General features: G+C 50.8%; 20 protein-coding genes and 1 pseudogene. 17 read left to right on the top strand and 4 right to left on the bottom strand.

The genetic code is table 11. The features are described from left to right. A partial coding sequence (locus TJ79_RS28515; RefSeq protein WP_337588928.1) for a hypothetical protein occupies window positions 1-502 on the bottom strand: 502 nt, incomplete at its 3' end. Here TJ79_RS28515 and TJ79_RS28510 point away from each other — a divergent pair. The 7 genes from TJ79_RS28510 (at window position 470) to TJ79_RS25735 (ending at window position 7,082) form a co-directional block, all read left to right on the top strand. Next, window positions 470-745 (top strand): hypothetical protein, encoded by a 276-nt coding sequence (locus TJ79_RS28510; protein ID WP_337588927.1) that lies wholly within the window; start codon window positions 470-472, stop codon window positions 743-745. The two genes, TJ79_RS28515 and TJ79_RS28510, sit on opposite strands and share 33 nt — an antisense overlap. 39 nt (window positions 746-784) lie before the next feature. Next, window positions 785-2,098, top strand: coding sequence for a GTPase HflX (gene hflX / locus TJ79_RS05335; RefSeq protein WP_040949256.1), 1,314 nt, complete (start codon window positions 785-787; stop codon window positions 2,096-2,098). Between the two features lie 117 nt (window positions 2,099-2,215). After that, on the top strand, window positions 2,216-3,466 hold the full coding sequence (locus TJ79_RS05330; protein ID WP_040949255.1) for a methionine gamma-lyase family protein: 1,251 nt from the start codon (window positions 2,216-2,218) through the stop codon (window positions 3,464-3,466). An 84-nt stretch (window positions 3,467-3,550) separates the two neighbouring features. Further along, window positions 3,551-3,961 (top strand): MerR family transcriptional regulator, encoded by a 411-nt coding sequence (locus TJ79_RS05325; RefSeq protein ID WP_040949254.1) that lies wholly within the window; start codon window positions 3,551-3,553, stop codon window positions 3,959-3,961. 173 nt (window positions 3,962-4,134) lie between these two features. Beyond that, entirely contained in the window at window positions 4,135-5,463 is a 1,329-nt protein-coding gene (gene glnA, locus TJ79_RS05320; RefSeq protein WP_040949253.1) for a type I glutamate--ammonia ligase, read from the top strand. A 182-nt stretch (window positions 5,464-5,645) separates the two neighbouring features. Continuing rightward, a complete protein-coding gene (locus TJ79_RS05315; RefSeq protein WP_040949252.1) occupies window positions 5,646-6,218 on the top strand; it encodes a GNAT family N-acetyltransferase in 573 nt (190 codons plus the stop codon). Window positions 6,219-6,545: 327 nt separating this feature from the next. Beyond that, window positions 6,546-7,082, top strand: coding sequence for a hypothetical protein (locus TJ79_RS25735; protein ID WP_052339301.1), 537 nt, complete (start codon window positions 6,546-6,548; stop codon window positions 7,080-7,082). 66 nt (window positions 7,083-7,148) lie between these two features. On the opposite strand, the gene lexA is transcribed toward TJ79_RS25735, so the two are convergent. Further along, the gene (lexA, locus tag TJ79_RS05305; protein WP_040949251.1) at window positions 7,149-7,766 is read right to left on the bottom strand and encodes a transcriptional repressor LexA; all 618 of its coding nucleotides are present in this window, start codon (window positions 7,764-7,766) and stop codon (window positions 7,149-7,151) included. Between the two features lie 307 nt (window positions 7,767-8,073). Here lexA and TJ79_RS27955 point away from each other — a divergent pair, with 307 nt between their 5' ends. The 4 genes from TJ79_RS27955 to TJ79_RS05285 all read left to right on the top strand — a co-directional run bounded on the left by TJ79_RS27955 (window position 8,074) and on the right by TJ79_RS05285 (window position 10,192). Further along, a complete protein-coding gene (locus TJ79_RS27955) occupies window positions 8,074-8,283 on the top strand; it encodes a LysM peptidoglycan-binding domain-containing protein (protein WP_238322809.1) in 210 nt (69 codons plus the stop codon). 325 nt (window positions 8,284-8,608) lie between these two features. Next, complete coding sequence (locus tag TJ79_RS05295; protein ID WP_040949249.1) at window positions 8,609-8,800, top strand: DUF896 domain-containing protein; 192 nt, start codon at window positions 8,609-8,611, stop codon at window positions 8,798-8,800. Beyond that, window positions 8,790-9,317, top strand: coding sequence for a DUF986 family protein (locus TJ79_RS05290; protein WP_040949248.1), 528 nt, complete (start codon window positions 8,790-8,792; stop codon window positions 9,315-9,317). The genes TJ79_RS05295 and TJ79_RS05290 overlap by 11 nt, the downstream gene beginning before the upstream one ends. A 74-nt stretch (window positions 9,318-9,391) precedes the next feature. After that, on the top strand, window positions 9,392-10,192 hold the full coding sequence (locus TJ79_RS05285) for an HAD family hydrolase (RefSeq protein ID WP_040949247.1): 801 nt from the start codon (window positions 9,392-9,394) through the stop codon (window positions 10,190-10,192). 84 nt (window positions 10,193-10,276) lie between these two features. On the opposite strand, the gene melA is transcribed toward TJ79_RS05285, so the two are convergent. Then, a complete protein-coding gene (melA, locus tag TJ79_RS05280) occupies window positions 10,277-11,578 on the bottom strand; it encodes an alpha-glucosidase/alpha-galactosidase (protein WP_040949246.1) in 1,302 nt (433 codons plus the stop codon). 106 nt (window positions 11,579-11,684) lie between these two features. Between melA and TJ79_RS05275 the strand changes: the two genes are divergently transcribed. From TJ79_RS05275 to TJ79_RS05250, 5 genes and pseudogenes are all read left to right on the top strand, one after another. Further along, complete coding sequence (locus tag TJ79_RS05275; protein WP_238322807.1) at window positions 11,685-12,578, top strand: AraC family transcriptional regulator; 894 nt, start codon at window positions 11,685-11,687, stop codon at window positions 12,576-12,578. 148 nt (window positions 12,579-12,726) lie between these two features. Continuing rightward, window positions 12,727-16,172, top strand: a pseudogene (gene metH, locus TJ79_RS05270) (methionine synthase). 146 nt (window positions 16,173-16,318) lie between these two features. After that, a complete protein-coding gene (gene rnz, locus TJ79_RS05265) occupies window positions 16,319-17,245 on the top strand; it encodes a ribonuclease Z (RefSeq protein ID WP_040949245.1) in 927 nt (308 codons plus the stop codon). A gap of 418 nt (window positions 17,246-17,663) precedes the next feature. Next, on the top strand, window positions 17,664-18,959 hold the full coding sequence (gene murA, locus TJ79_RS05255) for a UDP-N-acetylglucosamine 1-carboxyvinyltransferase (protein WP_040949243.1): 1,296 nt from the start codon (window positions 17,664-17,666) through the stop codon (window positions 18,957-18,959). Between the two features lie 109 nt (window positions 18,960-19,068). Beyond that, the gene (locus TJ79_RS05250) at window positions 19,069-20,010 is read left to right on the top strand and encodes a serine hydrolase domain-containing protein (RefSeq protein WP_081756719.1); all 942 of its coding nucleotides are present in this window, start codon (window positions 19,069-19,071) and stop codon (window positions 20,008-20,010) included. A 24-nt stretch (window positions 20,011-20,034) separates the two neighbouring features. Here the strand turns inward: TJ79_RS05250 and TJ79_RS05245 are convergent, their stop codons facing one another. Further along, entirely contained in the window at window positions 20,035-20,646 is a 612-nt protein-coding gene (locus tag TJ79_RS05245) for a nitroreductase family protein (RefSeq protein WP_040949242.1), read from the bottom strand. Window positions 20,647-20,791: 145 nt separating this feature from the next. Between TJ79_RS05245 and TJ79_RS05240 the strand changes: the two genes are divergently transcribed. Further along, complete coding sequence (locus TJ79_RS05240) at window positions 20,792-21,235, top strand: ferritin-like domain-containing protein (RefSeq protein WP_040949241.1); 444 nt, start codon at window positions 20,792-20,794, stop codon at window positions 21,233-21,235. Window positions 21,236-21,284: the final 49 nt, after the last annotated feature.

Here is a 21,284-nt window from a genome sequence, read left to right as displayed (position 1 = left end):
CGCCGCAGGCGCTGTGGCGCCGCCATGCGGGCGCTACTGGAGCGCAGCGGCGGTGGAGGCGCGGGTGTGGGAGCAGGTGTCGGAGACCCTGCTCCAGGGGTTCCGCGCCCGAGCCGCCAGCGCTCCATGCGCCGCCCGGCCGGCAGCGGCTCTCGCGGGGGCCGCGGCGGACGCAGCCACGCGCAGCCAGCTGCTCCAGCTTGCCGTCGAACGGATTACCTTCGACTCCGGCAACCGCCTGCGGATTAAATACCGCATCGGGAAACCGGGATGATGTATTTTTCGTATATCCGGTGCCATGCTCAAAGCTATGGAAGACTATAAAAATCAATTCATCCTCATTCTCGCGGGCTACCCGGAGGAGATGGACGATTTTTTGCAAGCGAATCCCGGTTTGCCGTCTCGTTTTCCCGTACACATTCAGTTCCCCGATTACACCGTCGAGCAGCTGCAACGCATCGCCGATCTCATGCTGAAAGAACGGGATTACGTCGTGACCCATCAGGCAGAGTGGAAGCTGAAGCAGCTGATTGAACGGGAGAAGCGGTTGACGGAGGACGCCTTCAGCAACGCGCGCTACGTCCGCAACTTGCTGGAGAAGGCGCTGCGCACTCAGGCGGTACGCCTCTTACAGAATGGCACAGTCGGCGTGCCTTCCAAACAGGAGCTGATGACTCTGCGTCCAGATGATTTTTCGCCGCTGTCGGGCAATGAACGGAACGGCGCGACCACCCATTTTTTCTAAGAAATTGAATAGGGTTAAGCAGCAAAGGAGGCATTCTATATGAAACAAACCATCCATGAAATCAAAAGCCACATCGAAGAAAAAGCGGTGCTGGTCAGTCTTGTCACTCAAAGTCGCCATATGAGCGCCGAACAGGCAGAACACTCGCTGAACGAATTGATTAGCCTCGCCGAAACGGCGGGTTTAACAGTAAAAGGAACGCTGACGCAAAATCGGGAAACCGCAGATTCCAAATGGTTCATCGGCAAGGGCAAGGTGGAAGAACTCAAGGCGATCATTGAAGAAACCGGAGCCAATACGGCGATTTTCGATCAGGAGCTCTCCGGCGCCCAGGTGCGCAATTTGGAAGAAGCGCTGGACGTCAAGATCATCGACCGCACCCAGCTGATCCTCGATATTTTTGCTCAGCGTGCTAAAACCCGCGAGGGAATTTTGCAAGTGGAGCTGGCTCAGCTAAGTTATCTGCTGCCCCGTCTGTCGGGACACGGCAAAAACCTCTCGCGTCTGGGTGGCGGCATCGGCACCAGAGGCCCCGGCGAGTCGAAGCTGGAAACTGACCGCCGACATATCCGCAACCGGATTGACGAACTGAAGCGGCAACTGCACGAGGTGGTGCGGCATCGCACCTTGCATCGGGAGCGGCGGAAAAAAACCGGCGTCTTTCAAGTCGCGTTGGTCGGTTATACCAATGCCGGAAAATCGACGCTTCTCAAGCAGTTGACTGATGCCGATGTTTATGTGGAAAACCAGCTGTTCGCTACTCTCGATCCGACGTCCCGTACCTTAGAGCTGCCTAGTGGCAAAGAAATTGTTCTGACCGACACGGTCGGCTTTATCCAAAACCTGCCTCATGATCTGGTTGCGGCCTTCCGTGCTACGTTGGAAGAAGCGAACGAGGCTGATCTGATTCTGCATGTGGCGGACAGTGCATCGGAAATGCGCGACGACCAAATGCGCGTTGTTGGAGAAGTGCTCCAAGAACTTGGCGCATCCGGAAAAGAAATGGTAACACTCTTCAATAAAATCGATCTGTTGCCTGAGCAAGAACGGAGTCTGCTTACGGTATCCGGAGACTTTATGCTGGTATCGGCCTATAATCCGGCAGATTTGGAGCGCATCAAGCTGAAGGTGCAGGATAAGCTGTCCGGCGGCGTAAAATGGTACCGGATTCCCGCGGATCGAGGAGATCTGATCTCATTGGCTTATCGGATAGGCGAAGTGATGGACTCCCAAGTCGAGGAGAACGAGATGCTGCTGAAAGTTGAGGTGGATTCCGCCGATTTGGAGAAATCGGGCCATCTGCTGGCGGCTTACGAAGCCGAAGCGGGTTCCGGGGCGGCAGCTGCACATTGACTTTCATCTGTAAATTGAGATATATAAAGAAGGGGCGATGAGCACCTTCTTTTTTTGCTCGCGTTGTCGCTCATGATTCGACCATAAATGTAAAAGATGGCTAAGGAGTAAAAAACGATGCATATCGCACCTGAAATTGCCGAGCTGGCGGAATCGGCGGAACGGCTGACAGAAGAAAGACGAAAAGAAGTGGACAGGCTGATTGACCGCAATCAATGGAAAGTAATAGAAGCTTTTCAAAACCATAAAGTGAGTGATTACCATTTTGCCGCATCGACCGGCTACGGGTACAACGACCGAGGACGGGAAGTGCTGGACCTGGTGTACGCCGATGTCTTCGGAGCCGAAGCGGCCCTAGTTCGTCCGCATTTCGTTTCGGGGACGCACACCATCAGCACTGCGCTTTTCGGGTTGCTGCGGCCGGGAGACAAGCTGCTTTACATAACGGGAAAACCTTATGACACCTTGCATAACGTGATCGGTAAACCAGGGGACGGAACCGGTTCTTTGGCTGATTGGGGTATCGGCTACGATGAAGCCGAGCTGATGCCGGACGGCAACCCGAACTGGGATGAAATTCGCACCAAACTAACATCCGACGTAAAAATAGTGGGAGTTCAGCGCTCCCGCGGTTATGCTTGGCGACCCTCTTTTACGGTACAGCAAATCGGCGAAATGGTTGCTTTCGTAAAATCCATCAAACCGGATGTTCTCGTATTCGTTGATAATTGCTATGGAGAGTTTACGGAGGAGCTTGAACCGACTCAAGTCGGGGCCGATCTGATCGCCGGGTCATTGATCAAAAATCCGGGAGGCGGTTTGGCGGCTTCCGGTGGCTACATTGCGGGTAAGGCAGAGTTAGTGGAACAAGCTGCTTTCCGTTTAACGGCGCCGGGCATCGGTGGGGAAGTCGGCGCGATGCTGGGAACGACCCGCAGTTTGTACCAAGGTCTTTTTCTCGCTCCGCATCTCGTCGGACAAGCGATAAAAGGAAGTATTTTTGCCGCAGGGGTCTTCGAGCTTCTTGGCTTTGAATCCCATCCCCGCTGGCAAGACCCACGCTCCGATCTGATTCAAGCGATCCGGTTTACGGAAGCCGATCATCTGGTCGCTTTTGTTCAAGGCATTCAGAAAGCATCCGCAGTGGACGCACACGTTGTGCCGGAACCGTGGGATATGCCCGGATACGACAGTCCCGTTATCATGGCTGCCGGAACCTTTATTCAAGGGGGCAGTCTGGAATTGTCAGCCGATGCTCCGATTCGCGAGCCTTACATTGCCTATATGCAGGGCGGATTGACGTATTCCCACGCCAAGCTCGGTGTACTCGCTGCCCTGAATAACATGAAAACACGCGGTTTACTGTAATTAAACCTAACATATCTTGACACATTTCCGGAAAGCGAATACAATGATGGTAGGCACCCTTACAAGTTTGAAGGAGTGGTTAAGATGAACAATGATGAAATACGCCGAAATATGGCACTTTTCCCCATTGGTATTGTAATGAAGCTGACAGACCTTACGGCGCGGCAGATTCGTTACTATGAACAGCATGAATTGGTAAAACCTGCTCGTACAGGAGGCAATCAACGCCTGTATTCCTTTATCGACGTAGAACGGTTGTTGGAAATCAAATCCCTGATTGAGAAGGGCGTAAATATCGCCGGGATCAAACAAGTGCTCTTGCCGGTATCGGAGAGTTCGGAGGAAGCAACGGTTATCACGGAGCAAACGGAGCAAAAACGCAAGGAATTGTCGGAAACCCAACTGCACCGCATGTTGAAACAGCAGCTGCTGGCGGAACGCCGCCCCGGCCAGGTTTCGCTGATCCAAGGAGAGCTGTCCCGCTTCTTCCACTAGAAGCTGCTCTTACGGCTTATTTGCTGTTGAAGTATTTGAGTGCCTTCCTGCTTCACAGCCGTTTGAAGTTTTGCGATGAAACCGGATAGAATTTCTTTTCATGCTTTGATATACTTTTGAGGATATTTTAATTCAGGCTTGTATTCGGAGGAGGAGATCGGCAAGTGGCACCAATGGATTTTACGAAGGAAGATATTTTGCGGATTGCTAAAGAGGAAAACGTTCGCTTTATCCGTCTGCAGTTCACCGACTTGCTGGGAACCATTAAAAATGTGGAAATTCCAGTAAGCCAACTGGAAAAAGCGCTGGACAACAAAATGATGTTCGACGGATCCTCCATCGAAGGCTACGTTCGCATCGAAGAGTCGGATATGTATCTGTACCCAGACCTGAGCACTTGGGTGATTTTCCCTTGGGTAACGGAAGACCGTATCGCCCGCCTCATTTGCGACATCTACCTTCCAGACGGCTCACCGTTCCCTGGCGATCCGCGGGGCATCTTGAAACGCGCTTTGAAGGAAGCCAAAGAGATGGGCTACACCACCATGAACGTTGGTCCTGAGCCGGAATTCTTCCTGTTCAAAACCGACGACAAAGGCAATCCTTCTCTTGAGCTGAACGACCAAGGCGGATATTTTGACCTTGCGCCGACGGACTTGGGCGAAAATTGCCGCCGCGACATCGTACTGACCCTGGAAGAAATGGGCTTTGAAATCGAAGCCTCCCACCACGAAGTGGCTCCGGGACAACACGAGATCGACTTCAAATACGCTGACGCCATCCTAGCTGCGGACCAAATTCAAACCTTCAAGCTGGTTGTTAAAACCGTTGCCCGCCAGCACGGCCTGCACGCCACCTTTATGGCTAAGCCGCTCTTCGGTGTGAACGGTTCGGGCATGCACTGCCATCAATCGCTGTTCCGCGGTAACGAGAATGCGCTTTACGAAGAAAGTGACAAATTGGGCTTGAGCCAAGAAGCCCGTTATTATATGGCCGGCGTTCTGAAGCATGCCCGTTCCTTCGCGGCTGTCACCAACCCGACGGTCAACTCTTACAAACGTCTCGTTCCAGGTTATGAAGCACCCTGTTACGTGGCATGGTCGGCTAGCAATCGCAGCCCGATGATCCGCATTCCCGCATCCCGCGGCCTCAGCACCCGGATCGAAGTGCGCAATCCTGATCCGGCGGCCAACCCGTACCTGGCTCTTGCCGTTATGCTGAAGGCAGGTCTCGACGGTATCCGCAAGAAGATGCAGCTGCCGGCTCCGACGGACCGTAACATTTACGTGATGACGGAAGAAGAGCGGGAGAGCCAAGGCATTCCCAGCCTCCCTGGCGATTTGAAGGAAGCCTTGTATGAACTGCTCCGTGACGAAGTCATCTGTGATGCTTTGGGCGATCACGCCCTGGCCCACTTCTATGAGTTGAAGGAAATCGAGTGGGATATGTACCGCACCCAAGTCCACGACTGGGAGCGGAATCAGTACATCACTCTGTACTAAGCCAAACAAACACTAAGTAGCCCGGTGAAACGGAATATTCCGTTTTCATCGGGCTTTTGTTTGTATAGCGAAGGGTGTAGGAAAGTTTTCATGTATCAAAAAACACCCTGGAAACCATGAACGCCTTATGGGATGCTATGGAAGAAACATGCTAATGCTTTTTAATAGTAAGGGTGGTTAACATGGACGATTTATTCATAATAGACTGCGGTGATTTTTTTCTCCGAGAATTCACGATTGAAGACGCAGACGCGATTGTGGAAATCACTTCACAACCGGAAGTTTACCATTTTTTACCCGATTGGAGAACGACGAAGGAGCAGCGTACATTTTACTTAACAGAATATGAACTCCCATCCAATCGAGCTTTCTTATCCTCATTGCCGCATATAGAAGGGATAAATCCGTTCCATGGCATGCTGAAATTAGCTATTATTCATAAGATCAGCAACAAGATGATCGGTTTCGTGTGCACGGGAATTAAGGATGAATTGCTTGCCCCCAATCGAGAAATTGCTTATGCCATTTCAACCGATTACCGGAATCAGGGATACATGACGAGAGCGGTTAAGTCGCTTCTTGATTTTTTGTTCATGGAAACGGACATCGAACTTATGAACGCTCTCGCGTTGCCCGAAAACATCCGTTCAAACCGAGTCATTCAAAAGAATGGATTTACCTATCTCGATGATATTGAAATCGAAAATCGAGTTTATCATCATTATGTCCTTCATAAAAGGGATTGGAACTATTGAAATAGAGAAGCCGAGAAGCCCGGTAGAACGGAACATTCCGTTTTCATCGGGCTTTTATTTGCTCATTTTCCACTTGAGAAGTTACTTAGTACCTCAACCAATCATGAGGGTATAGGCCCAACGAAATGCATCGATCTTTAGAAATGGCAGACAGGTTCTGCCAAGTTTAAGTTCCTAAAAAAAAGGCTGAGTGCCGCCGGTTTACCTGTAACCTTTTTTAGCAAGAAATCGTCTTACTATATAGAAAATCCGTTAGTTCTTGCCTGATTGTGGGTAAAGGATTAATGGGACTGGCAAGCTTGCCATCATAAGGGGAGACTGAGAAATATGCAAATCCGCAACCGGGAACGATACCGCAGACGAATCTTATTCGGAGTTGTCATGCTGGCACTGTTGTTACTTTCACTTATTGCCGCTCATGACGTTGGGGGGAACAAGGCGGAAGCTGAAAAGGGCATAACGGGTCATTCGGAAAAGGTCCTAACCGGCTACATCAAGTCGATCCATGCCGATGGATTGAATACGCTTGTCTTCGATGAGATCCAGTGGTATCAAGGGGCGGAAGCAGATCGGGTCTTTGCCGAACGTGAGCCGAAAGCTGCTGCTGAAATCGGAGGGACGCCGGACGGTTATTACATCGTCAATGATCGGGAAGACCGCGACGTTTATCCATATCGGGAAGACGCCCAAGTGCTGATGCAAATTTATGGTAACCGGGATATCCATTGGAATGAAGAGTTGAACTTGAATACCTTTATCCAGTTATTCGGGGCGTCAGAAGGTATTGACTTGAAGGCTTTTCCATACCACATAACTTTGGTTGACGGAGTCGTAACAAAGATTGTCCAGCAATATATTCCGTAAAATGAGCATATAAAAACCGTCCGGCGGGGGGCAGTTACAATCCCCTGTGCGGACGGTTTTCTTGTTTTAATGAATATCCCGGAAGATGCCGATTACTTTGCCGAGAATTTCGACGTTCTTCAAAAGAATCGGCTCCATCGTGGAGTTCTCCGGCTGCAAACGGAAATAATCTCTTTCTTTGTAGAAGGTTTTCACCGTCGCTTCGTTTTCATCGGTCATGGCGACGACGATGTCCCCATTGTTGGCGGTCTTCTGTTGACGGACGATGACCAAGTCTCTGTCGTAAATGCCCGCTTCGATCATGCTCTCGCCGGATACGGTGAGCATGAAGACGGTGTTATCGCCGACAAAATGAGTGGGGAGAGGGAAATATTCTTGTATGTCTTCTACGGCTTCAATAGGAACGCCAGCCGTTACTTTCCCGATCAAAGGGACGCGGGCGACAGAAAAGGAAAAGAGGGTGTCTTCCGGAGTACCGAGAAGCTCAATTGCCCGGGGTTTGGTCGGGTCGCGGCGGATCATGCCTTTCTTCTCCAACCGCTCCAGATGACCGTGGACGGTAGAGCTGGAGGCTAGGCCAACGGCTTCCCCGATTTCCCTGACGGAAGGCGGATAGCCCTTCTCCCGCACCTCGTTTTTTATGAAATCAAGTATCGCCTGTTGGCGGCCGGATAATTTACTCACGGGGAATCACTCCATCAAGGTATTTGTTAGCAAAAGTATAACACAGAACCGGAGTTCGTACAAACATAAGTTCGAATATTCGGTTGACATGAACATATGTTCGTGTTATTTTGATAACAGAACATTTGTTTGGGGGCTGAAGAAGATGACTTGTTATACTTGGGATTTAAGCGAACCGTCGTTATCCAATCGTTCAACTTATAAGATCAATGTTGGCAACGGTCAGAATCCGCACCAACGCAAATTGTTCCTTCGTCTTGTATTGGTTAGCCTGCTGATCACTCTAGTTTTTTCGTTTACTCTCATTATGAAAGCGAACGCCGGCGCCAGCAACGACCCACGCGTCCGTACAGAAGGTCATGCTGTGATCGACGTTGGTACCGGTGAATCCCTGTGGAGTATCGCCAGGGATCATGCGGACGGCCGTAATATGAAGAGCTACATACGAGATTTGAAGCAATTGAACGGTCTAGAAAACAATACGCTGCAGATCGGGCAAATTCTCTATTTGCCATAAGGTATCTATTCTATGATCTAACGGAGAGAGCCAATCTGATGACCCAGCTTCAGATTGGCGAGGGTCGTCTTGGATAGAACTTTTCTGTCTTCCTTTATATGAAGCAGTTAATTGACCAAAACGAACGGAACGAACAATTGTTCCTGTGTCGACTAAGCATCATCCATTCGCTTCATTTCTGCATATTTGAGACCTGATGTCGCCCTAATACTGCCTTGATCTTATCTGGATCGGCTATAGGGCTTTTTTGCATGCCCGCGCCCTTGACAGACTTGTCTCCGGGTGGCAAAGTAATAGAGAATAAGGACCGTTTGGAGGGTAGATCATGAGTATAGAGAATACGGTCAACCGCATTAATGAGCTTGCCCGCAAGGCGAAAGCTGAAGGTTTGACCGATGGGGAAATTGAAGAGAGAAACGAGCTTAGGCGGATCTATATCGATGCTTTTCGGCGTTCCGTCAAGCATCAGCTTGATTCCATCAAATATGTAGAGGATGAAGAAAACAATGTCCCGTAAATGGGAACGGATGGTTGAGAAAAACCGCAAAGAGGTAAATGCCAAGCGGAAAAAATCGGGCGCAGCCACCATCGGCACGCCGAAACGCGAACAGCGCGAAGTGTTCAAAGGCAGAAGCTGGGGTTTCCCAGTGCTTCTCATTTTGATCGGAACCCTGAATATTCCGTTGGCCATGCATGCGGAAAATTCGAAAAATTCTTCGATGTCCTATTGGACTTTAGTGCTTTATGTGGCTTTGGCCGTGTTTATGTACTTTATCCGCCGTCCGATGCTTCAGATCGGCAAGGATACGTTGGTATCCCGTCGATTTACCGGGGATAAACTGGTGCATGCTTCGGAGATTGCCCGCATCGATCTGATGAAGGGTGCCGTGATGATTGAAACCAAGGCGAAAAAACGCTGGATGTATACGAAACTCACTCACATGTTCCCCATCCCGGAAGTAACAGACAAGCTGCGGACTTTCGCGGAACGCAATGGAGTTCCTCTAGCGGACGCAACTAAGCCGAAAAATTAAGTTAGACCACGCAACCCGGTTGCTTCCTAAGCACCGGGTTGCTGTTACATATAAGGTAGAGAGGGAGAGCTAAGATGACGCTTAAAGCCGTACTGTTTGATTTGGATGATACGCTTTTGTGGGATGAGCGCAGCGTTCAGGAGGCATTCGCCGCTACTTGCCGCACTGCAGCAGCGAAATATCCGCAGCTGGATGCGGATCAGTTGGAGACAGAGGTCCGCCGGGAAGCCAGAGGGATCTATGAAGCATTCGAAGCCTTCCCATTTACTAAAATGATCGGCATTAACCCTTTTGAAGCCTTGTGGGCGAATTTTACGGAAGGGGAGCATGAGAGCTTCCGCTTGCTGCAAAGTTTTGCGCCGGGGTACCGGAAAGAAGCTTGGACACGGGGGCTTAAAGCACTTAACGTAAACGACGAGGAGTTAGGCGCAGAACTTGCGGAGCTGTTCCCCAAGGAACGCCGTTCCCGGCCGCTTGCTTATGAAGAAACTTTCGAGGTGTTGGACACTCTGCGAGGCAAAGTGAAACTGCTGCTTCTCACCAACGGGGCGCCTGATCTGCAAAAGGAAAAGATTGCCGGATTCCCCGAATTGACTGCGTATTTTGATCACATCATCATTTCCGGTGAATTTGGTGAAGGGAAGCCGTCTAAAGCGATATTTAACCGTGCAGCTGAGCTTCTCGATATTGAGCCTGCAGAAGGCTTGATGGTTGGAGATAAGCTGACGACTGATATTCTCGGCTCGGGAAGCATCGGTATGTCCAATGCATGGATCAACGCTCATAATGTAAACCGCACTGATGAAATCATTCCAACCTATGAAATCAAAAGGCTTAAAGATTTGCTTCCCATCGTCGATGATTTGATGAAGTAAGGGTTGACGAACCCAAAAAACAAGCCATAGCCGGTTGGCGTATTGCCAACTGCAGCTATGGCTTTTTTCTGTGAAGGATGCCGATTATTTATATGAAGGCAGCCAGTTACCATGGGCCTCAATCAAATCGTCGCACAGGGAAACGATATCATCCAGGCTCAGCTCTGCGGATGTATGGGGGTCCAGCATAGCTGCGTGGTAGATGTGCTCTTTTTTGCCGGTAATGGCAGCTTCGATGGTTAGCAGTTGGGTATTGATGTTTGTGCGGTTAAGCGCAGCCAATTGGGGCGGAAGATCGCCGACGAATGTTGGCGTCACTCCGCTGGCGTCCACCAGGCAGGGAACTTCCACACACGCTTCCTTCGGAAGATTGGGGATCAGCCCGGTATTCATGACATTCCCGCCGATTTTATATGGAACGTTCGTTTCGATGGCTTCTAAAATATACGAAGCATATTCATGGGTACGCTTATGTTCGAGACGGTTGTCGTTAACAAGGGTCTCTCGCAGCGTTTTCCAGTTTTCGATCTGATTAACGCAGCGGCGTGGATATTCGTCAAGCGGGATGTTTAGCTCATCGATCAGGTGCGGGTAGCGACTTTTAATGAAATAAGGATGATATTCCGCATTGTGTTCGGACGACTCGGTAACGTAGTGGCCGAATTTGAACATCAGCTCATAGCGGACCACGTCGTGATGTTTTTCTTTTTGTTTTTCCACCGCCCGGCGCTTGATTTCGGGGTACAGGTCCACGCCGTCACGAGAGACTTCCAATAGCCAGGCCATATGGTTGATGCCGGCGATTTTCGATTTGATGCTTTCCGTGTATTCCATACCCAAGTCCTTCAGCAGGTTGGGGACACATACCTGTACGCTGTGGCACAGGCCGACGGTCGTTACACCTCCGTAGGTGTTCATGACGTTGGTCAGTACCGCCATGGGATTCGTGTAGTTCAAAAAGAGAGCGTCCGGACACACCTCTTGGATATCCCGTGCAAAATCCAGCATGACCGGAATCGTGCGCAAGTTGCGGAATATGCCGCCAATGCCGAGGGTATCGGCGATGGTTTGACGCAGACCATATTTTTTTGGAATCTCGAAGTCGGTGATGGTACACGGATCATAGCCGCCAACTTGAATGGCGTTGACTACGTATTTTGCGCCGCGAAGCGCTTCTTTCCGGTTCGTATAAGCCTGAATGTGGCAGGTACTCCCCGAGGTTTCTTTGATCGTTTTCAGCATGCGTTCAGAATCACGCAATCGCGTTTCGTCAATATCGAAGATCGCCAGCTCGAAGTCTTGCAAAGCCGGAGTCAGCATGATGTCGCCGAGAATGTTTTTGGCGAATACGGTGCTTCCCGCCCCGATAAACGTTACTTTTGACATGGGATCATCCTCCTGATTGGTAATCGAATCTTCTTTAACTATAAGAGGTATCGTAGCTTTTCGGTATGGAAGGATGAAAGAGTTATATGGATTATTGTTGCATATCATGCTACTCTCAAAGCAATTGAAAATGAGAGGAGCTGCAGATAGCGTGATGGAGCATACGGCGACGGAGGTGCTTGTAAATCCCCATTCCGGAAGCGGCGAGCTTACGGTTATGTTCAGCGGTTGGGGCCATCCAGTGCCAGGCCATAAGATCGGACCCAAAGTTCATGAATATTTTCTCATTCATACGGTGCTGGAAGGGGAAGGAGCGTTCGAGCTGTTGGATAAAGCCTATTCCTTATCAGCAGGGGATACGTTTGTCATTTTTCCGGATCGGGTAGTCAAATACGAAGCCAACGACGCCACTCCGTGGAAGTACTTGTGGGTAGGTTTTACGGGAACGTGCGGCTCGGATATATTGGCTGGCCTTGGTATCACGCCAGAAACGCCGGTAGTTTACAAAAGCAACCTGCCCAAATTGGAATCGTTGTACCGTGGGCTGCGGCAAAGCTTGCAGATCGTCGACCATCCATTTTTGGCTGACTTGGAGGCGGGAGGAAAGTTGCGTCTGCTGCTCTCGGAACTGGGTTCAGGCAACGTGAACAGAAGTGCGGAAACACGAAAGCCCGGAAAATCCAATCGCCAACTAGACCTTGCGATTCGCCTTATGATGGTGCAGTATAGTCAGCCGATCTCCATCGACCAATTGGCCAAATCATTGGGCTACCATCGCGCCCATCTTTGCCGCTTGTTCAAGGAGGAAACGGGTCTATCCCCGTGGCAGTATTTGCACAAAATCCGCATGGAGAAGGCGGAGGAGCTGCTCGCCGGAGATTTTACCATCGCTCAAGTGGCAGCCTCGGTAGGCTATAACGATCCTCTTTTTTTCACTCGTCAGTTCCGCAAATGGAAGGGAATGCCGCCGACGGAGTTCCGCGAACGCCAGGATTCGTAAGTTGATCAAGCCAAGATCATCTTTTTTTCGTATGTCAATTCTGTTACACTAAAGTGAAAATGTGCTGAAAAAGGCGCTAACTTATGCCAGCATGCATGAAGTTGGCTCACGGTGAGAGGTCAGAGAGATGCGGGAGAGGGAGTCCAGAATGAGCAAGATTGCATTGCAGGAGCAAATGAAACGCAAGATATTGATCCTTACGGTGCCATGGGCACCATGATCCAGCAGGAAAATTTAACGGCCGCCGATTTTGGTGGAGAGGATCTGGAAGGCTGCAACGAGATGTTGGTGCTGACCCGTCCGGATGTGATTACGAAGATTCACGAAGCCTATTTGCAAGCGGGCTCGGATATTATAGAAACCAATACCTTTGGCGCCACCAGCGTAGTGCTGGCTGAGTATAACCTGCAAGACCGGTCTGTAGAAATCAACAAGGCGGCAGCCCAATTGGCTGTCGAAGCGGCAGTCCGTTATTCTACGCCGGAGTGGCCTCGCTATGTGGCGGGTGCTATGGGCCCGACGACGAAGACGCTGACCGTAACCGGCGGCATCACCTTTGATGAATTGGTGGAAAGTTATTATGTAGAGGCTAAAACGCTCACGGAAAGCGGCGTCGACGCGCTGTTGATTGAAACGACGCAAGATACCCTTAACGCCAAGGCAGCCAGCGTAGGCATTCGCCGTGCCTTTGATGAACTGGGTATGACATTACCGATTATGCTATCGGGAACAATCGAACCGATGGGCACTACGTTAGCAGGCCAAACGATCGAATCCTTTTACATCTCCTTGGAGCATTTGAATCCCATCTCCATCGGCCTCAACTGCGCTACTGGTCCGGAGTTTATGCGGGACCATATCCGCACCTTGTCGCAGCTGGCGGATATCGGGGTAAGCTGTTATCCCAATGCCGGCCTGCCGGACGAAGACGGACACTATCATGAGTCTCCTGACTCCTTGGCCCGGAAAATGTCCGGTTTTGCCGAGCAGGGCTGGCTGAATATAGCCGGCGGCTGCTGCGGCACCACACCCGATCATATTCGCGCATTGGCAGAAGTGCTTAAAGACTACGAACCGCGCCCGCTTGCGGGCTCTCATCCACCAGCGGTATCCGGTATTGAAACGGTCTATATCGAAGCGGAAAACCGTCCGTACATGGTTGGGGAGAGAACGAATGTTCTGGGCTCGCGGAAGTTTAAACAACTGATCGTGGAAGGCAAATATGAGGAAGCCGCGGAAATCGCCCGCGCCCAAGTAAAGAACGGCGCTCATGTCATCGACGTATGCGTTCAAGACCCGGACCGTGAAGAAGATAAGGACATCGAGAAGTTTTTGCAGCAGGTGGTTAAAAAGGTCAAAGTGCCGCTCATGATTGATACGACGGATAGCAAAGTCATCGATCTGGCGCTTAAATATTCCCAAGGCAAGGCGATTATTAACTCCATTAACCTTGAGGATGGGGAAGAGAAGTTTGAGCGGGTAACGCCGATCATTCACCGTTACGGCGCCGCTGTAGTCGTCGGAACCATCGACGAGCGGGGGCAAGCGATTACGGCTAGCGACAAGCTTGAGGTGGCGAAGCGTTCCCGGAATTTGCTTGTGAACAAATACGGACTTCGGCCGGAGGACATCATTTTTGATCCTCTTGTTTTCCCTGTCGGCACGGGTGATCAGCAGTACATCGGTTCCGCTAAGGAAACCATCGAAGGCATTCGTCTCATTAAAGAATCGATGCCGGAGTGCCAGACGATTTTAGGTTTGAGCAACGTTTCCTTCGGTCTGCCGGACGCGGGGCGGGAAGTGTTGAATTCCGTTTATCTTTATCACTGTACAAAAGCTGGTTTGGATTACGCCATTGTCAATACGGAAAAGCTGGAGCGCTACGCCTCAATCTCGGAAGAGGAGCGCAGGCTGGCGGAAGAGCTTATTTTCAACACGACGGATGAAACGCTGGCGGAATTCGTCGCCTTTTTCCGGACCAAGAAAGTCGAAAAGAAAGAAAAAATCGTCAACCTGTCTCTGGATGAACGGCTGGCATCCTATGTGGTGGAAGGAACGAAGGAAGGGCTTATCCCCGATCTGGAGGAGAAGTTGAAGACAAGTGCCCCTCTGGCCATTATCAACGGACCGCTGATGAGGGGGATGGAAGAAGTCGGTCGTTTGTTCAACAACAATGAGCTGATCGTCGCCGAAGTGCTGCAAAGCGCGGAAGTGATGAAAGCGTCAGTTTCCTATCTGGAAGGATTCATGGAAAAAGCAGAGAGTGCCGTAAAAGGCACGATCATGCTGGCTACGGTCAAAGGGGACGTCCACGACATCGGTAAGAACCTGGTGGAGATCATCCTATCTAATAATGGATATAAAATCATCAATCTGGGGATTAAGGTGCCGCCGGAGCAAATTATCGATGCCTACCGTGCGGAAAAGCCGGATATGATCGGTTTATCGGGGCTGTTGGTGAAATCGGCTCAGCAGATGGTACTTACCGCCCAGGATTTGAAGGCGGCGGGTATTGACGCGCCGATTATGGTAGGCGGCGCCGCCCTTACTCGTAAATTTACGAAAACCCGCATCGCGCCGGAATATGGAGGTCCCGTTCTTTATGCCAAAGATGCCATGGAGGGCCTTGATTTGGCCAACCGGATGAGCGAACCGGAAGAGCGGAAAAAATTGATTCAAGAGTTGCGGGATGCGTTGGAATCCGACGTGCAGAAGGCAGGCCGGGAGGCACAGGAAGGTTTGCCGGTTTTGACTCGCGCCAAAACCTCCGAAGTGAGCCGCACGGTGCCGGTGCAAGTGCCGCCGGATCTGGACCGCCACGTGCTGCGGGATTACCCAGTCAGCCATCTGCTGCCCTATGTGAATATGCAAATGCTTTTGGGCCATCATTTAGGGCTAAAGGGCAAGGTGGAGCAATTGCTCGCTTCCGGCGACGAAAAGGCGGTGCAATTGAAGGAAACGGTGGACGGGATTTTGAGAGACGCCCGGCAAAACGGCAGCATCAAAACCCAAGGCATATACCGTTTTTTCCCGGCTCAAGCCTCCGGAAACGACGTGATTATTTACGATCCACATGATAGGACCCGCGAAATCAAGCGGTTTACATTCCCTCGTCAAACCTCGGAACCCTATCTGTGCTTGGCGGATTACTTGCGACCGGTGGAAAGCGGCGAGATGGACTACGTCGGCTTCCTTGTAGTGACGGCCGGGCAGGGGATTAACGAGAAAGCACGGGAACTGAGGGAAGCGGGAGATTATCTGCGCTCTCACGCGTTGCAGTCGACGGCTCTGGAAACGGCGGAAGCCTTTGCCGAACGGGTTCATCAGATCATGAGAGATGTGTGGGGCATTCCCGACAATCCGCAAATGACGATGCAGGAACGTTTCGGCGCAAAATATACCGGACAGCGTTTCTCCTTCGGTTATCCGGCTTGCCCCGATCTGGAAGATCAGCGGCTGCTGTTCGATTTGATGAAACCTGAGGATATTGGGATCGAGCTAACGGAAGGCTGTATGATGGAGCCGGAGGCTTCCGTTTCGGCTATCGTTTTTGCTCATCCGGACGCTCGTTACTTCAACGTGGAAAAGATTTGATTTCCATCATTTGTTTAGTATGATGGAGTAGAGGACGGAGAGTATCCGGCAGTTGTGCGGGATGCTCTCTTTTCGCCCTTTTTTACAGATGATGAGGATATTTGGGTAGCCTGATTTGGAATAATGAAGCAAAGGAGCATTCTGGCATGGAGCTGACTTTTCTCGGCACGGGGGCGGGGTCGCCTTCGCGGTATCGCAATGTGACATCGTCTGTATTGAATCTGCAGGCCGAGCGGGGATCCGCCTGGATGTTCGACTGTGGGGAGGGGACCCAACACCGGATTCTCACCTCTCCCGTCAAAATGGGAAAGATCGACAAGCTGTTTATCACTCATTTGCACGGCGATCATATTTTCGGCATTCCCGGCTTGCTTTCTAGCCGCTCTTGTCAGGTAGGTCCCGGGGTCAAGTCTTTTGCGATCTACGGTCCGAAAGGCATCGCAGAATTCATCAAATCTGCTCTTCGCTTAAGCCAATCGCGAATCGGTTACGAAATCGTGATCAACGAGATTGAAGAGGGAGTCGTCTTTGAAGATGAGCTTTTTCGCGTGGAAGCCGGTCACGTCAATCACCGGATTGAATGCTTCGGCTACCGTATCGTGGAAAAAGATAAGCCCGGTAAGCTGGACGCCGTCCGATTGAAGGAAATGGGTGCTATTCCTGGCCCGGCTTTTGCCCAACTCAAGCTGGGGGGGCAGATTACGCTGCCAGACGGCACCGTCGTGGACGGCAAAGACTTTTTAGGCCCGCCCTTGAAAGGACGAATCGTCACCATCGCAGGAGACACACGGTACTCCAAATCTACATTGAAATTGGCTCGAAACGCTGATCTTTTGGTGCATGAGGCGACTTTTTCCCACGAGCTTAAGGAGATGGCTGAGGATTACGGGCATTCCACAGCCGTGCAAGCTGCTGAATTGGCGGCGGAAGCTGGAGTCAAACGGCTTGTGTTGACGCATATCAGCTCTCGGTATCAAGGAAAAGAAGAGATTTTGCTGGAGCAAGCCCAAGGGGTTTTTCCGCATGTTTCCATCGCAGCGGACTACGATACGGAGATCATATCAAGATTTTGAAAATGACTTTGAAAATAATCTTGCAATTCGCTCAATTAATCATTTTCATCATTAAGAAAGTATGCTATTCTAAATGCTGGGTTTTCAGGCGAATGCTGAAATATGCCCATGCTGCTCTTGAAAATACAAGCTTGATTCGCACCATCAGGGTTGAGGGTAACATATACTTAATGTGAAACGCCATCACCTGTGATACCGGTTCACCGGGTTGATTGAGCGGCTTTCGGATATAGGCACCTGACACGTTTACACATACTCGACCGTCTGCACGGATCTGACCGAAAAAGGGATCTTCCTGCGGAAATTAGATACGATGAACTATTGAAGAACTAACATCGAACATAAAGATAATGACAATGAGCATCTGGACTGCATGTGAAGATTGTACGGATCGGATGAATTGGGGGATAGAGCCGTCATGAAATGGATTGAGGTTAACAGTTCCGGCCCTTTGCAAGGAAGCGTCAGAATTCCTGGCTCCAAAAACAGTTCGCTAGCCCTTCTTGCAGCTGCTTGTATGGCTGACGGTGAAGTCCGTTTGAAGGGGATACCTAATATACTGGACTTTCGGTTTATCGAAGAGATTTTTACCGGAATGGGAGTCGGCATGAAGCGCGACGAGCGGGGAGACCTGTTGATTGATCCCAGCTCCATCTGTTGTTCGGACTTGAATCGGGAGAGAACATCCTCCTACCGGGCTTCCTATTATTTTGTCGGCGCGCTGCTGCACAAGACGGGGAAGGTATCCATCGGATATCCTGGCGGCGATAATTTTGTATCGAGACCTATCGACCAGCATATAAAAGCGTTGGAAGCGCTCGGCGCCAAGTTCACGTTCCATGAAGGTTATTATGTTGTTGAGGCAAAGCAGCTCCGAGGTTCCGTCATCTATTTCGATATGATTACCATGGGAGCCACCATCAACGCGATGTTGGCTGCCGCTCTGGCCGAAGGGGTGACGGAGCTCCGAAATGCGGCCAAAGACCCGGAAGTTGTGGATACGGCGAATTTTTTGAATCAAATGGGAGCCAACATTCACGGCGCAGGCACTGACACCATTCGCATTGAAGGCGTCGATCAGTTGAGCGGATGCGAATACACGGTCATTCCCGATCGGCTAATTGCGGGAGCCTTCCTCATGTCAGCCGGGGTAACCCGGGGCGTTGTGACGGTGGAGGATGTCATTCCCGAGCATTTGGGTTCCGCCATTTCCAAACTGCGGGAGATCGGTATGGAATTCGATATCAAGGATAACAGCATTACCGCTTATGGCGATGTCCGGTTGAAAGCAACACGGGTTCGCACCGGCATGTATCCGGCTTTTGCCACGGATCTTCAGCAGCCGCTGACTTCTCTCTTGCTGCTGGCTCCGGGAAGAAGCATCATTACGGAGAAGGTGTATACCTCGCGGTTTAATCATGTTGCCCAATTGAAACGGATGGGAGCCAGAATCGACGTTCGCCGGGGGAGCGCTTTTATCCAAGGCGGTGCACCGCTAACGGGAGCTTTCGTTCATGCTTCCGATGTGCGGGCAGGCACATGTTTGATCATGGCCGGATTGGTTGCCGAAGGAACGACGAAGATCGCCGGAGTGGAGCATATTGAGCGGGGATATGAGAATGTTATTGGCCTGTTTAATCAATTAGGCGCAAAATTAACCTACCAGGAAGACCGGGGTTATTTGGAGCCTGCCGCTTTGCTCGCTGGTGTATAATAAACAGAAAACTGAGGGATCGGCAGGCGCCGATCTCTTTTTTGTTGAGTCGGGGGGTCCATGCATGATCGCTGCCGGAAAGAACGATGCTATCGCATGAGAGGAAGGGATGAACATGGCTTGGCGGCTGACGGAAGCTGCGATGAAGCAAATGGATGAATGGAATATCAACGATATCGTCGTTCAGCATGCTGGCGAACTAGTATACCGATGGCATCGGGGTGGCCGGGATCGAGTCAAGCATCTTTATTCCTGCACGAAAAGCGTGCTTTCCGTCCTTTACGGCATTGCCTTGCATAAAGGGCTGCTGAGCAGCAGCATTGATCTGCCGCTTAGCGATTTTTTTCCACAGTTGACCCGTCAGGAGCCAGATGAGAAAAGGGATATCCGCATTCGCCATTTGCTTACGATGACCTGCGGCTTGGAGTGGCCCGATTTTGACAAGCCCTATAACGAGATGAAGAAGAGCGGAGATGCCCTTGAATTCGTTCTTCGGCAGCCTCTCGCTCATGAACCGGGAAGCGCCTTCGGTTACAATTCCGGGGGATCGCTGCTATTGTCCGCCATTTTAGCGCAAGTGACAGGCAGAAGGGCGGAGGATTTCGCCAGGAGTGAGTTGTTTGCAAAGCTAGGGATCGAAGCTTTTCGATGGAATCGGGTTGATGATACTTCTGAAGGCGGAGCAGGCTTGTATATGAAAGCGGCTGATTTGGCTAAAATCGGGCAGCTCATCCTGCAGCAAGGGTGCTGGAACGGGGAGAGGTTGATGGGAGAGGATTGGACCGCGGAATCTACCGCCGTGCAAAACAAAGGACTGGCCCAATATCGGCCAGCCCTGTACGGTTATTACGGGTATCACTGGTGGGTTTCCCCGCGTGAACATAATGGGATTGTGGATTACGTTTTCGCCTTCGGCTTTGGCGGACAATATTTGTTCGTGGTGCCGGAGAAAAATTTGGTCGTCGTTATACGCAAAAGCTTGAACGGACGTAACGCCGGAATTCATGCCAAAACCTTTTTCCATGAGTATATCTTGTCTTCGGTTGATTAACCGGCACAACCAGCGTCTATGGCATTAACGATTAGGAAAATGGCCTTCGATAACCGTTTCCGCAAGTGGCTTGCGCGGGCTGGGAACTTCCCGCAGTTGAAGTCCTTCCGGCAATTGCTCTATCGCTCCACGGTAGCCGAGAGATATGACCACTTGGGGTTCATAATCGTCGGATATCCCCAAAGCCTCACGGGCTTTCTCTGCATCGAAGCCGCCCATAGCATGGGAGGACAAGCCTTTACGAGCCGCTTCCAAGGCCAGATAGCCCCATGCGGTACCTGCGTCAAAGGCGTGCTTCCGGTTAGGGTGGCCATTCGCTTCGAACGTTGTTTTGGACAGTAGGAGAAGCAGAACGGGAGCATGTTGGCACCATACTAGGTTGGATGGGTTAATGAATCCATGGAAAACGGCGCGGTCTTCCGGGGTACGCGCCACGATAAAACGCCAAGGCTGGCCGTTGTTGGCAGAAGGCGCCCAACGCGCCGCCTCCAGCACGCCGAATAAATCGGCGTCCGTTACCGGCTTATCCCCTTGGTAAGATCGGGGAGACCAGCGCTCCAAATAGATAGGATCGATCGGATACTCGGCTTGACGCGGATTTGCCGAAGCTTGAACCGGATTTTGATTTTCGCTCATGTGCAACTTCTCCTCCTTTTTTTGCCTATTATAACGCAACGAAAATGGATACGAAAATCAAACTGCATGGATGACTCCCGGTTTACGAACCCTATCCAATAGGAACGCGCATTGCGGGACAAAGAAGAAGAAAGGAGTCGTTTTCGTGGAGGAAAACAGCACGGTAATCAAAGAACTGAACGCTTTTCTCAAAGGACAGTACATGGGCATTCACGCTTATGAAAACTACATTCAGAAGACAGAAGACGAAGCGTTGAAAAAAGAATTTCAGGACATCCAACAGGATCATAAGCTCCACGCGGCATTGGTCGCCGAACGGATTCAAAATCTGGGAGGCCGTCCCGTTGACGATGAAGGGTTGGCAGGCTCCATACAAGAATGGTTCTCTCGGGCAATGGTGCCAAGGGAAGACCAAGACCGGATCGAGGGTGCAGCCGAAGGGGAAGATAAATATGGTATCCATCTGTCCGAGGAAATCGTAAAGGGCGATTTGGATGAGGAAAGCATGCGCATGATTCAGGACATCTTAGATACGAACCGCCGCCATGTGGAAAAACTGAAGAAGCTCCTGCATTTAGGTGGGAAATGAAACTTCTTTTCCCGGGAAAGCGCAGGAAGTGACAGAATTGTCTGGCAAT

This window comes from Gorillibacterium massiliense, from assembly GCF_000455485.1.
GTDB lineage: Bacteria > Bacillota > Bacilli > Paenibacillales > NBRC-103111 > Gorillibacterium > Gorillibacterium massiliense.
This window is presented reverse-complemented; position numbering and strand designations above follow the sequence as displayed.